Annotated in this window: 9 protein-coding genes; 3 read left to right on the top strand and 6 right to left on the bottom strand. The window is 71.1% G+C overall.

What is annotated here, in order from left to right; genetic code table 11:
* Position 1: 1 nt before the first annotated feature.
* Positions 2-730: a class I SAM-dependent methyltransferase gene (locus H8B08_RS11850; protein ID WP_187450407.1), complete on the top strand. Its 729-nt coding sequence runs from the start codon at positions 2-4 to the stop codon at positions 728-730.
* On the top strand, positions 727-2,016 hold the full coding sequence (locus tag H8B08_RS11845) for a glycosyltransferase family 4 protein (protein WP_187450406.1): 1,290 nt from the start codon (positions 727-729) through the stop codon (positions 2,014-2,016). Before H8B08_RS11850 ends, H8B08_RS11845 begins: the two co-directional genes overlap by 4 nt.
* A gap of 102 nt (positions 2,017-2,118) precedes the next feature.
* Here H8B08_RS11845 and H8B08_RS11840 read toward each other — a convergent pair whose 3' ends face one another.
* From H8B08_RS11840 to H8B08_RS11815, 6 genes are all read right to left on the bottom strand, one after another.
* Positions 2,119-4,467: a glycosyltransferase gene (locus H8B08_RS11840; protein WP_187450405.1), complete on the bottom strand. Its 2,349-nt coding sequence runs from the start codon at positions 4,465-4,467 to the stop codon at positions 2,119-2,121.
* 70 nt (positions 4,468-4,537) lie between these two features.
* Positions 4,538-5,233: a 6-phosphogluconolactonase gene (gene pgl, locus H8B08_RS11835; protein WP_187450404.1), complete on the bottom strand. Its 696-nt coding sequence runs from the start codon at positions 5,231-5,233 to the stop codon at positions 4,538-4,540.
* A complete protein-coding gene (gene zwf / locus H8B08_RS11830; protein WP_187450403.1) occupies positions 5,230-6,669 on the bottom strand; it encodes a glucose-6-phosphate dehydrogenase in 1,440 nt (479 codons plus the stop codon). Before zwf ends, pgl begins: the two co-directional genes overlap by 4 nt.
* A complete protein-coding gene (gene nagA / locus H8B08_RS11825) occupies positions 6,666-7,838 on the bottom strand; it encodes an N-acetylglucosamine-6-phosphate deacetylase (protein WP_187450402.1) in 1,173 nt (390 codons plus the stop codon). The genes zwf and nagA overlap by 4 nt, the downstream gene beginning before the upstream one ends.
* Complete coding sequence (locus tag H8B08_RS11820; RefSeq protein WP_255500800.1) at positions 7,838-8,881, bottom strand: SIS domain-containing protein; 1,044 nt, start codon at positions 8,879-8,881, stop codon at positions 7,838-7,840. Before H8B08_RS11820 ends, nagA begins: the two co-directional genes overlap by 1 nt.
* Before the next feature lie 8 nt (positions 8,882-8,889).
* Complete coding sequence (locus H8B08_RS11815; protein WP_370545460.1) at positions 8,890-9,633, bottom strand: GntR family transcriptional regulator; 744 nt, start codon at positions 9,631-9,633, stop codon at positions 8,890-8,892.
* A gap of 288 nt (positions 9,634-9,921) precedes the next feature.
* Between H8B08_RS11815 and H8B08_RS11810 the strand changes: the two genes are divergently transcribed.
* Positions 9,922-12,597, top strand: a complete 2,676-nt coding sequence (locus H8B08_RS11810) for a TonB-dependent receptor (protein WP_187450401.1) — start codon at positions 9,922-9,924, stop codon at positions 12,595-12,597.
* Positions 12,598-12,646: the final 49 nt, after the last annotated feature.

Genomic DNA, 12,646 nt, shown 5'->3' with positions numbered 1-12,646 from the left:
CATGCGAAAGGCCGCATTAGGCTCGTTCCTCGCCCGCAATCCGTTTCCGAAAGGGCTGACCGACGGCCTGTTCTACCGGGAGAAGATGCGCGCGGTCCATCGGATCGCCCCGGAGCACGGCCTCAAGCGCGTGCTCGAGATCGGCGGCGGCCGCAGCGGCCTGGCGGCCATGCTCTACCCTGACGCCGAGGTGATTACGGTCGACATCGACCCGGGCCTCGCCGGCCAGTCCGAAGCCACGACCCGGTTCGTTTGCGGCGACGCCCGGCGCCTGCCGTTCCCCGCCGGCTCCTTCGACGCCGTGACCCTGCTGGACGTGCTCGAGCACGTGCCGGAGGACCATCAGGCGGCGGCCGAGGCGCTTCGGGTGGTCCGTCCGGGGGGCGCCATCCTGGTGTCCACCCCGAACCACACCTGGCGGTTTCCTTATTACGGCTTCATGCGCGGGGTCTGTCGGACCGAGGGCGAGCTGATGGCCGAGTGGGGCCATGTCCGGCGCGGGTATGCGCGCGAGGACCTCGAAGGCCTGTTCGGCGGTCCGCCGGCGGCGTCGGCCAGCTTCATCAATCCGGTCACCGCCTTCTTCCACGACCTCGCGTTCTCACGCCTGCCCTGGAAGCTCCGCCGGCTGCTTTACCTGCTCACGGCGCCGTTGACCTTCCTGGGCTACGTCTTCCACCAGCCGTCCACCCCGGGAACCGAGACCGCCTATCTGTGGAAGCGGGCATGACCGCGGATACGCGCCCAGGCGTCGCCATCTTTCCCTGGGGCGACCCGATCGAGGAGTTCCTAGCCCCGATCGGCCTCGTCCTGGACGACTTCGCCGAGAAGATGACCGGCGGCTGGCTGTTCGGCTACGTCGCGGGCCTGCAGCAGGCCGGCTGGCGGCCGATCATCGTCTGCGTGTCCGGCGCGGTGTCGGAGCCGACCCGCCTGGTCCACGCCGGCACCGGCGCGCCGATCTGGGCGGTGCCGCCCGTCCGGCCGGGCGAGGCCGCCGCGCCCGCGCCGAACCGGGAGAGCCTTCGCCGCTGGAAGGGCACGCCTTGGCGGGCCTGGGCGCGCATCCTCCAAGAGGAGCGTTGCCGCGCCATCCTCGTGCAGGAATACGAGTACGCACGCTTCGATGCCCTCGTCGCCCTGGGCCTGCGGCTGGGCGTGCCCACCTACGCGACCTTCCAGGGGGGCGACCTCACGGCCTCGCCGGTGGAGGGGGTGGTGCGTCCCTGGACCCTGCGCCTGGCCGCCGGCCTGATCGTGCCTTCGGCGCGCGAACGCGAGCGGCTGAAGGCCCGCTACGGTCTGAACGGCGACAAGGTCGTCGCGGTGCCGAACCCACTGGATCTCGACGAGTGGCGGGCGGGCGACCGGTCGGTGGCCCGCGCCGAGCTGGGCCTGCCGCATGACGCCTTCGTGGTCGTCAACCACGGCCGCATCGACGTGCACCGCAAGGGCCTGGACATCTTGATGGAGGCGTGGCGACGGCTGGTCGCGTCGCGCCCCGACATGGACGCGCGCTTGGTCCTGATCGGGTCCGGACAGGGGGACGCCGACCTGGCCGACCTGATCGCGGGCTACGCGGTTCCGCACCTGACCTGGATCCGCGAGTATGTCACCGACCGCGTCTTCGTCCGGCGCTGGCTGTCGGCGGCCAGTGCTTTCGCGATCGCGTCGCGGACCGAAGGCCTGCCGGTCGCGCCGCTGGAGGCCATGGCTTGCGGCTTGCCGGTGGTGGCCAGCGACGCCCACGGCCTGCCCGACATCTTTGAGCATGGGCGCACGTCCGGCGGGCTGGTCGTCCCTCGCGAGGATCCAGGCGCCATGGCCGAAGCGCTGGCGCGGCTGGCCGACGATCCGCACCTTCGCGTCGATCTCGGGCGGGCCGGGCGCATGCGCGCCGAGCGCTACGGGATCCCGATGGTGGGCGAAGCCCTGGCCCGCGTGCTCGGGCGAAAGGCGCGCGGCGCGGCGGCGGGCGGCGACGCGCCCTCGGACCTGGCCCTCCGGCGCGTCTGACCCCGAAGTCGACAACCGGATCGTACGACGCCGGGGGCACGGGCTCGTGCCTGGCCTTGGCCCCGGACGAGCGGAGACGCGTCGGTCGGTCTCCGCGCGTGATCAGATCCCGGACGTCAAGGTTGCGACGAAGGCGTCCAGACCGAGGTCGCCGCGCACTTCAAACCGCTTCAGCCGCCGCGGCTGGTCGCCCAGGCGCACGAAGCCGGGCTCGGTGGTGTAGACGATCGTGCTCCCGGCCAGGGTCAGGGTGTGGGAGATGCGCTCGTCCCAGGCCCCATGAGGCGTGGCGATGGAGCGGATTGGACGGCCGAGCTCGGCCTCGAGCGTGACGCGCGCGCGCGTCGCCTCTCGCAACAAGGCTTCTGACGACAGGCCGTCGGGGCTGGTGTGGGTCGCCAGATGGCTGCCGAAGATCACTCCGTCGTCGGCCAGAGCCTTGATCTTAGGCCAATCCATCAACGGCGCCGGTGGCCCGTAGCTGGCGTCCCAGTCGGACATCCCGCCCACCTTGTCGACCGGGACGAACACCTCCGCCATGACGCCGTAGCGCTTGAGCAGGGGCCAAGCCGCCTCGCCGAAATCGCAGTAGGCGTCGTCGAAGGTGAGGACGACGGCCTTCTCTGGGAAGCCGGTCCAGCGCTCGAGCCCCTGCGCCAGGTCCTCCGATCCGATCACCCGCCAGCCGTTGTCGCGGAGCCAACGCAGCTGGGCCTCGAACTTCGCCGGGCTTATCCGATACCGCGCCAGGTCTGCCGGCCCGTCCTCGGCGACGCGGTGATACATCAGCACCGGAAGATGCTCGACCAGCACGGCGGCCTTGGCCGACGGGCGCGGCCACGGCCGCAGAGGCGCGGTCGGGGCGAGAGCGCGGGCCTCTTCCGCCACGATCTCGGCCGCCCGGGTGAGGCTGGTCGGCCCGCCTGGTCCGGCCGGGCCCGCCGCGGCGTGGCCTGCAGCCTTGAGCGCGTCGCTCAGTCGCCGTTTCAGTCCGGCCGGCGTGGGCAGGCCGCCGACCAGCGCGAGCGGAACCCGCAGGGCGGCGCTGGCCCAGAAGGTCGGCCGCGAGAGCGTGCGGTTGATCTCGAAATAGTATTTGCGGTGGAAGAACCGGGTGAGGACGTCGGCCAGGTCTCGTGCCGGCAGCGGACCGAACAACGGCAGGCGCAGGAGGCCGATCTGCTCAGGCCCGGACGACATGCGCAGCAGCACGTTGTCCACCCCGGGCGGGGCGGGAATATCAGGCAGGGTTTCGAACAGGTCTAGGGGGACCGAGAGGGTAGAGCCGACCTGCAGCGGCTCGCCCTCGTCGTGCTCGCGTGCGGCGCGTTCTTCCAGGGCGTAGCGCAGGATCTGCGCCAGGCCCAGGCGCCCGGCGTCGTGCTGAAGCCGCGCCAGCAGGGGCTCCAGGGCGGGGCCGAGCCGGCCCCATTCGCGCGCGACCTGGGTCTTGCTCACGCGGCCGCCGGTCCGGACGGCATCGAACATACATTCGACCGCGCCGTCCAGGTGGGCGTAAACGTCGATGAGGCGAAGGTCGACGTCCTTGAACGCGCCTAGCGGATCGCGGCCCGCTCCGGCCTCAAGCGCCGCGCACCAGATCGCATAAAGCGTCAGCCGGAAGTCGTCGTTCTCCCACATGTCGTCCGCGTGGGCGGGCGAGGGCGGGGGATTGCGCGCGAGCACGGCCATGGCGTCCCGCAGCATCTGGACACCATCCATCGAGGCCGAGCCCGCGCGCATGCGGTAGTAGGAGATCGCCTCGGGCACGCGCAGGAAGGCGGCGCCGGAGAAGGCGATCTTGCGCTGCAGGTCCCAGTCTTCACTGGTTTTCAGCTGCGTATCGAAGCCGCCCAGTTCGCGCACGAGCCGTCGCGAGGCCAGCACGTGGATGGCGACCTGGTTCTGGTGGCGGAGCATGCCGGGCGGGTCGGCGGCGAGCTTCTCGGGGCAGTGGAACGGGTCGCAGACCCCGTCCGGGGCCACGCGGGTGACAGAGCCGTAGGCCAGCCCAATCTCAGGACGGGCGTCGACGGCCGAGACCAGGTGTTCGAGCGCCTGCGGGTGAAGCCAGTCGTCCGCGTCGAGGAAGAACAGCCAGGGGCCCTGCGCCTGCTCGATGCCGGCGTTGCGCGCCGCAGAGACGCCGCCGTTCGCTTGGCGCACCAGCCGCACCCGCTTGTCGCGCGCCACCCAGGTCCCGGCGACCTCGGCGGTGGCGTCGGTGGAGCCGTCGTCGATCACCACCGCCTCCCAGTCCGACAGCGTCTGGGTGGCGAGGCTTTCCAGGGTCTCGTCCAGTGTGGTGGCGGCGTTGTAGGCGGGAATGATCACCGAAACGCGCGGCGGCCGGGCGAGCGCCGACGCCGGCGCCTCAATCCTCGGAGCGTCGACCAGCGTGTCCACGGCGGCGCTCCCGGCCGTGCCCGCCCCTGCGGTGATCCGGACCATCCCCTGCTCCCGCTTGCTGTCCCGCTTGGACAACTCCGACTCGCTCCGGCGGGTTCCGCTCAGGTAGGAATCACGGCGCCCAGCAGGCCCAGACGGGGGTTCGGTCCTGGCGCAGCAGGGCGCGCACGGGCGCCTCGGCCGGGTCGCCGCCGGCCAGGGCGCGCCGGTAGGCCTGCAGCTTCTCCTCGCCCCGGAACCACAGCACGATAAGGCGCGAGGCCAGCAGGGCCGGCAGGGTCAGGGACAGCCGCTCCGGCCGGCCCGCGGCGCTGGGCGCGTTGACGGCGCAGACCAGGCCCGTCGTGTCGAGCCCGCCGGCCAGGCCCTCGGCCCCCGGCACCAGCGAGGCGACGTGGCCGTCCACGCCCATGCCCAGCAGGCAGACGTCGAAGGGGCGGGGCAGGGCCGCGAGCGCGGCTTCTCGATCGTCGCAGGCGGCCTCGGGGGTCCCGTGGGCGGTCTTCAGCGGGGTCAGGACGGCGGCCGCGGCCGCGCCGACCAGCAGGCGCTCGCGCACCAGCCGCTCGTTGCTGGCGGGGTCGGTGGGTTCGACCCAGCGGTCGTCGGAGAGCGCGACACTGACGCGGCGCCAGGGCGCGGCCCGGCGGCTGAGCGCGTCGTAGAGGCCGCCCGGCGTCGTCCCGCCGGTGGCCACGAAGCTGGCGGCGCCGCGCGCGGCCACGCCGGCGGTCAGCCGTTCGGCGATCTCGTCCGCGAGCACCGCGGCCGCGCCGTCCGCATGGGCGAAGAAGCGTTCGGTGATCATTCGTACCAGCTGTGCCCGTTGCGTTCGGTCAGGGCGAAGGCGGCCGACGGCCCCCACGCGCCGGCGGGATAGGGACTGGGCGGCGGGCCGAACTGGGCCCAGCCGTCGACCACCGCGTCGATCCACCCCCAGGCGGCCTCCGCCTCGTCGCGGCGGACGAACAGGGTCGGGTTGTCGTTCAGCGCTTCCAGGAACAGGCGCTCGTAGGCGATGCGCCGGCGGGTCTGGCCGCGGAAGGCTTCCGACAGGCTGAGGTTCAGGGCCAGCGGCTTCAGCTTCACGCCCGCCTGGTCGAGGCTGGGCGTCTTGTTCATCAGCAGCAGCGAGATCTCCTCCTCCGGCTGCAGGCGGATGGTCAGGCGGTTGTCGAGCAGGTCCCCGGACGGGAAGATCGAGTGCGGCACCTGGCGGAACTGGATGACGATCTGCGAGCTGCGGGTCGGCAGCCGCTTGCCGGTGCGCAGGTAGAAGGGCACGCCCGCCCAGCGCCAGTTGTCCACGTGCGCGCACAGGGCCACGAAGGTGTCCGTGCCGCTGGGCCGGCCGGCCTCCTCGGCGTAGCCGGGCACCGCCGCGCCTTCGACCACGCCGCGGCCGTACTGGCCGCGCACCGTCTTGCGCTCGACGTCGCGCCCGGCGATCGGGCGCAGCGAGCGCAGCACCTTCACCTTCTCGTTGCGCACCGAGTCCGGATCGAGGTCGGACGGCGGCTCCATGGCGACCAGGCACAAGAGCTGGAGCAGGTGGTTCTGCACCATGTCGCGCACGGCGCCGTAGTCGTCGTAGTAGGCGGAGCGGCCCTCGACCCCGACCGTCTCCGAGACGGTGATCTGCACGTGGTCGATCGAGACCTTGTTCCAGAGCGGCTCGAACAGGGCGTTGGCGAAGCGCAGCGCCAGCAGGTTCTGCACGGCTTCCTTGCCGAGGTAGTGGTCGACCCGGAAGATCCGGTCCTCGCTGAAGGCCGAGGCCAGGGCGTCGTTGGTCTCGCGGCAGGAGGCCAGGTCGCGGCCCAGCGGCTTCTCGACCACGATGCGGCTGCGCCCGCCGGTCAGGCCGGCGCGGGCCAGGTTGCGCGCGATCGGGCCGTAGAGGCTGGGCGAGGTCGACAGGTAGAAGATCCGCTCGCGCGTGCCGTCCAGGCGTGCGGCGAGGCGGATGTACATCTCCGGCCCGGTGGCGTCGCCGGCGCAGTAACCCAGCCGCCGGCGCAGGCGGTCCCACGCCTCCTCAGAGAACCGGCCGTCCGCCCGCTGGCGCACGGCCGCCTCGACCTGGGCGGCGAAGGCGGCTTCCGACAGCTCGGGCTTGGAGCAGGCCAGCACGCTCAGATCGTCCGGCAGCAGGCCGTCCGCCTCGAGATTGTAGAGCGAGGGAAACAGCATGCGCAGGGCGAGATCGCCCGTGGCGCCGAACAGGACGACGGCGCGGCTCATGAACGGACGCGGGCCGCCTCTGCAGGGGCGGTGTCGGACGCCGCGCGGCCGCCGATCCAGGTGTCGATCACCTCGAGCTCCGGGTTCAGCAGCACCAGGTCGGCGCGGCGGCCCGATGCGATCTCGCCCAGGTCGCGCTCCAGCCCCAGGAAGGCGGCCGGCGTGCGCGCGGCCATGCGCAGCGCGTCCTCCAGCGGCAGCCCCAGCATGGCTGTGGCGTTGCGCACGGCCGAGGCCATGTCCAGGTCCGACCCTGACAGCACGCCGGCCTGATCGACGCACACCCCGTCGCGCACACGGATGGTGCGGCCCTGCAGCTGGAAGGTCTTCGGCCCGCCGACGCTGGGCATGGCGTCGGTGACCAGCATGAAGCGGTCGTGGCGCTTGGCCTTCAGGGCCACGCGCAGGGTGGCGGCGGCGACGTGGCGGCCGTCCACGATGATCCCGCAGAAGCTGTCCTCGTCGTCCAGCGCCGCCCCGACCACGCCGGGTTCGCGGCTGCCCAGCTGGGACATTGCGTTGAACAGGTGGGTGAAGCCGCGCGCGCCGGCGTCGAGCGCCGCCCGGGCCTGGACGTAGCGGGCGTCGGTGTGGCCGAGCGCGACGATCACGCCCGCGTCGGCGAGCCGGCGGATCAGGGCCGCGGGGGCGGCTTCCGGCGCGAGCGTGATCATCACCTTGCCGCGGCGGGGGGCGGCGATCAGCGCGCAGGCCGCCTCGTCCAGCACGCGGAACTTGCTGTCGTCGTGGGTCCCCCGGCGCCGGGCGCTGAGGAACGGACCCTCCAGGTGAACGCCCAGGACGCCGGGCACGCCGGCCTCGATGGCGGCGTCGACCGCGTCCAGCGCCTGGGCGACCTTGTCGAGGTCGTCGGAGATCAGGGTCGGCAGGAAGCCGGTGGCGCCGAACCGGCGGTGGGCCGCGCCGATGGTGCGGATGGTGTCGACCGTGGGCGCGTCGTTGAACAGCGCCCCGCCGCCGCCGTTGACCTGAACGTCGATGAAGCCGGGGGCCAGCAGGGCGCCGCGCAGGTCCCGACGCGGCGCGGAGGCCGGCAGGTCGGCGGTCGGCACGACGCCGCTGATCCGCTCGCCCTCCAGCACCACGGCGCAGCCGTCGACCAGGCCCTGGGGCGTCAGCACGCGCGCGTTGACGAGGGCTGAGGCCATCAGAAGGTCTCGGTCACCTTGGCCAGGTGCGGCGGCCGGTCGGGATCGAAGCCGCGCGCCACCGAAAGCGCGTTGGCCATGCGGTAGAAGCTCTGCACGCGCAGCAGGGGCTCCAGCGCCGGGTGGCCGGCGACGGTCGGCAGCACCAGCGCGCCGGGCGCCTCGACGCCGGCGGCGATCACCTCGGCCCCGCGCGCGGCGAACTCGGCGGCCAGCGCCGCGACGCCCTCGCGGGTCTCGTCGTCCTGGGCCAGGGCCAGCACCGGGAAGCCCGGCTGCACCAGCGCCATGGGCCCGTGCTTGACCTCGGCGGCGCTGAACGCCTCGGCGTGCAGGCCGCAGGTCTCCTTGAACTTCAGCGCCGCTTCCTGAGCCACGCCGAAGCCGAGCCCGCGCCCGACCACGTAGAGGTCGCGCGCGTCCACCAGGCGGCCCACGGCCGGGCTCCAGTCCAGCGCCCAGGCCCGGGCCAGCGCGTCGGGCAGTCCGGTCAGGGCGTGTTCCAGCGCTTCGTCGCCGGCCCAGGCGGCGACCACGCCGGCGATGGCGGACAGGGAAGCGATGTAGGACTTGGTGGCCGCGACGCTCAGCTCCGGCCCGGCCTTCAGCGGCACGACCGCGTCGGCCAGCTCGGCCAGGGGCGAATCCTCGACATTGACCAGGGCGGCGACGAAGGCGCCGGCCTTCTTGGCCTGCTCGGCCCCGGCCAGCAGGTCGGGGCTCTTGCCCGATTGCGAGATGGCCAGGAACAGCGCCCCGTCCAGCTTGGGCTCGGCGGCGTAGACCGAGGCGATCGACGGGGCGGCCGAGGCGGTCGGCACGCCGGTGCGGGTCTCGATCAGGTACTTGGCGTAGGTGGCCGCGTGGTCGGACGATCCGCGCGCGCAGGTGACCACCACGCGGGGCTGCAGCTCGCGCAGGCGCGCGCCCAGCCGGGCGGCCGCGCCGTCGGCCAGCTGGCCGGCGACCACGCGCGACGCCTCGGCCGCTTCCGCGAACATGCGGGTCGCTTCGGGCTTCAGCGTGGGGGCCATGGCGTTCATTCCGCGCCTCAGGACAGGTCGTTCAGTTCGGCGACGAAGTCGTAGGTGTCCCCGCGGTAGTAGGATTGCGAGAACTCCACGGTGCGGCCGTCCTTGAGATAGCCGCGGCGCTCGACCAGCAGGCCGGCGTCGTTCGGGCGTGCGCCCAGCAGATCGGCCTGTTCCGAGGTGAACAGAACGGCGCGCAGGCGCTGCAGGGCGCGCCGCGGCCTATGACCGGTGCGCTCCAGCGCCTGGTAGAGCGAGGTGTCGACCGCCTCGAGCGAGGGCAGGGCGAAGGCCGGGATGGTGGCGTACTCCAGCGACATCGGCGCGCCGTCGGCGTAGCGGATGCGGTTGAAGCGGTAGACCGGCGCGCCGGGCGACAGGCCCAGCGTCAGGGACTCTTCCGGCGTGACCGTGCCTTCCGAGCGGCGCAGCCACACGCTGTGCGGCGTGCGCCCGCGCTGGGCCATGTCCTCCGAGAAGGAGGTGATCTTGGCGAAGTTCTTCTCGACCCGGGCGTTGACGAAGGTGCCGGCCCCCTGGCGGCGCGTCAGCAGGCCCTCGTCGACCAGGCCGTCCAGCGCCTTGCGCACGGTGATGCGCGACACAGCGAAGTCCTCGGCCAGGTCCCGCTCGGCCGGCAGGGCGTCCTCGGGACCGATCATCCGCTGATCGATCGCGTCGCGCAGCGCCCGCTGCAGCTGCTGGTACAGCGGCAGGCGGCTTTCGCTGTCGAGCGGGCCGATGAGGGCGGAAAGCGTGGCCACAAGCGGACTCCCTGGTCGCGGAACGGCGATTCGCGAGCTTAACCGTTAAGGCGGCGGCGCGGCGCAGTACCAATGCCATACCAATTTGCTTGTGGTCTGGCGTCAAGCCTTTTCGCCACACCCATGTGGAAATTGTGACGGAAGCTTGACAGCGCGAATGGCTAAGGCAATTGGTATTGCATTGGCCTTGAATTGGTTCGCTATCGGTTCGGGCTGAGGGGAGAGACGCGGCGAGACCGCGATCCGGAAAAACGAGAGGCGGCGAACGCCGCCGCAGGGGAGGGGTTCATGGGTATCCGCAGGTCCATGTGGATCGCTTCGGCGAGCGCGCTGACGCTCGCCTTCGCCGCGCCCGCGTTCGCGCAGGAGCAGGCCAGCGATGTCGACGAGGTGGTCGTCACCGGCATTCGCGCGTCGCTGCAGCAGTCGATCCAGTCCAAGCGCAACGCCGACGCCGTGGTCGAGGTGATCACCGCTGAGGATGTGGGCAAGTTCCCGGACAAGAACGTCGCCGAATCGCTGCAGCGCGTGACCGGCGTCTCGATCACGCGCGACTTCGGCGAAGGCGAGCGCGTGTCGATCCGCGGCACCGCCTCTAACCTGAACCTGACCCTGCTGAACGGCCACGGCGTGGCCACGGCCGACTGGTTCATCCTGGACCAGCTGAACGCAAGCCGCAGCTTCAACTACCTGATGCTGCCGTCGGAAATCGTCGGCCGCGTCGAGGTGTTCAAGAGCCCGCAGGCCAGCCTGGAAGAAGGCGGCGTCGGCGGCACGGTGGACGTGCGCACCCGCAAGCCGCTGGACCTGGATCCGCTGACCGTCTCCGCCTCGGCCCAGATGGCCTACAGCGAAAAAGCCGACGAATGGGACCCGCAGCTCTCCGGCATGCTGAGCTGGTCCAACGAGGCCGACACCTTCGGCGTGATGATCGGCCTGATTTCGCAGAAGCGTCACCTGCGCCGCGACGGCGTCGAGGTGCTGGGCTACGGCAACGCCAACTTCGGCGGCGCGATCGGCCAAGTCGACTATCCGTCGCTGATCGGCTCCTCGTTCTTCCAGCAGGAGCGTGACCGCAAGGGCGTGAACTTCGCGGTCCAGTTCCGGCCGAACGACCAGGTCGACGTCAACCTGACCGGCCTCTACAGCCACATGGACGCCGACAACTTCAACCAGAACTACATGGCCTGGATCTCGAACAAGGTCGGGGCCGGCGCGGTGCTCACGGGCGCCCAGGTTGAAGACGACACCCTGGTGAAGGGCACCTTCGCCACCGCGGGCGGCTACGGCGCGGTGTTCGACGCCATCGACCGTCAGGCGTCCACCGAGACGCGCTCGATCGACCTCGACGGCAAGTTCCGGCCGAACGAGCTTTGGACCCTGCACGGCCAGATCGGCTTCACCGACGCCGAGGGCGCGACCGAAGCTCAGTCGTTCTGGGAGACCATCGCCCAGACCGGCGTCAGCTTCGACCTGACCCAAGGCGTTCCGCGGGTCAGCTTCGCCGACATCGACCCGACCGACCCGGCGGCTCTGAACGAGCTGGGCTGGGCCGCCTTCGACAACATCGTCAACAACGACTCCGAGTTCTACGCCCGCGGCGACGTGGAGCGTAAGGTCGACTTCGGGCCGTTCGTCGCCGTCAAGGCGGGCCTGAAGTACACCAACCACGAGCGCGAGACCTCGCACATCGTCGGGCGCTATCCGACCCTCTACCCGTGGGCCGGCGGTTCGTGCGGCACCCCGCCCCACGCCTGCGGCCTGGCCGACGTGGCCGGCAGCCAGACGCCCAGCGACTACCTCGACGGCATCGCCGGACCGGGCGTGCTGTCGGCCTACGCTCAGGTGAATCCGGCCGCCCTGCGCGCCTTGATCCTGGGCAAGCCGCTGACTCCGTGGTCGCCGAGCCTGCCGGCCGGCACGGACTTCTCGGAAATGTATCCGAACGACAGCTACACCATCACCGAAAAGGCCTTTGGCGGCTTCGTGATGGGCGAGTTCGAGGGCGACGGCTACCGCGGCAACGTGGGCGTGCGCATCGTCCAGACCGACCAGACCGCGCAGGGCTGGGCGGTGGGCGCCGGCGGCGGCGCCGACAACGCCTTCGGCGACATCACCCGCGTGGAGTTCGACAACTCCTACCTGGACATCCTGCCCAGCCTGAACATCGCGTTCGACCTGACCGACGACCTGGTGCTGCGCTTCGCCGCGGCCAAGGTGATGGCGCGTCCGGACTACGCCAAGATCGCCCCGCAGGTGTCGCTGACCCCGTCGATCTACACCGGCACAGGCGGCAACCCGGAGCTGGATCCGTACCGCGCCTCGCAGTTCGATGCGTCGCTGGAGTGGTACTACGGCAAGGAGTCCCTGCTGGCCGTGTCGGCCTTCTACAAGGACATCCAGTCGTACCTGATCAACGAGACCACCGACGAGATCCAGCGCGTGGAGACCAACACGCCGGACATGTCGCGCTGTACGCTGATCAGCGGCAACCAGTACAACTGCCACTTCGACATCACCCGGCCGCGCAACGGCTCGGGCGGTCGTAACCAGGGCATCGAGATCAGCTGGCAGCAGCCGGTCTGGAACGGCTTCGGGGTGCAGGCCAACTACACCTACTCCGACGCCGAGGCCCTGAACGGCGACCCGATCCCGGGCAACTCGGATCACTCGCTGAACCTGACCGGCTACTACGAGAACGAGCGCGTCAGCGCCCGTCTGGCCTACAACTACCGTTCGGCGTTCTTCGTGGACATCGACCGGGCGGCGCCGCTGAACAGCGAAGCCACTCAGTCGCTGGACGCGTCGGCCAGCCTCAACCTCACCGAAAACATCGCCCTGACGTTCGACGCTCAGAACCTGACGGACGAGACGCTGGAGTTCTACTCCCGCACCAAGGCTCGCCCGCGGGCCTTCTACAAGAACGGCCGGGTGTTCTACGTCGGCGCCCGCGTCAACTTCTAAGCGTACCGCCGGGCCCGTGCGCGAGCGCGGGCCCGGCTTTCGTTTCTTC

It is taken from the genome of Caulobacter sp. 17J80-11 (assembly GCF_014349105.1).
Classification (GTDB): domain Bacteria; phylum Pseudomonadota; class Alphaproteobacteria; order Caulobacterales; family Caulobacteraceae; genus 17J80-11.
Note: the sequence above shows the minus strand (reverse complement) of the source record. Positions and strands in the feature narration are given on the sequence as shown.

Bases quoted from the DNA above. Each gene is read 5' to 3' on its own strand.
- H8B08_RS11850 (WP_187450407.1), top strand. From the start codon at position 2: ATGCGAAAGGCCGCATTAGGCTCGTTCCTCGCCCGCAATCCGTTTCCG.
- H8B08_RS11845 (WP_187450406.1), top strand. From the start codon at position 727: ATGACCGCGGATACGCGCCCAGGCGTCGCCATCTTTCCCTGGGGCGAC.
- H8B08_RS11840 (WP_187450405.1), bottom strand. From the start codon at position 4,467: ATGGTCCGGATCACCGCAGGGGCGGGCACGGCCGGGAGCGCCGCCGTG.
- pgl (WP_187450404.1), bottom strand. From the start codon at position 5,233: ATGATCACCGAACGCTTCTTCGCCCATGCGGACGGCGCGGCCGCGGTG.
- zwf (WP_187450403.1), bottom strand. From the start codon at position 6,669: ATGAGCCGCGCCGTCGTCCTGTTCGGCGCCACGGGCGATCTCGCCCTG.
- nagA (WP_187450402.1), bottom strand. From the start codon at position 7,838: ATGGCCTCAGCCCTCGTCAACGCGCGCGTGCTGACGCCCCAGGGCCTG.
- H8B08_RS11820 (WP_255500800.1), bottom strand. From the start codon at position 8,881: ATGAACGCCATGGCCCCCACGCTGAAGCCCGAAGCGACCCGCATGTTC.
- H8B08_RS11810 (WP_187450401.1), top strand. From the start codon at position 9,922: ATGGGTATCCGCAGGTCCATGTGGATCGCTTCGGCGAGCGCGCTGACG.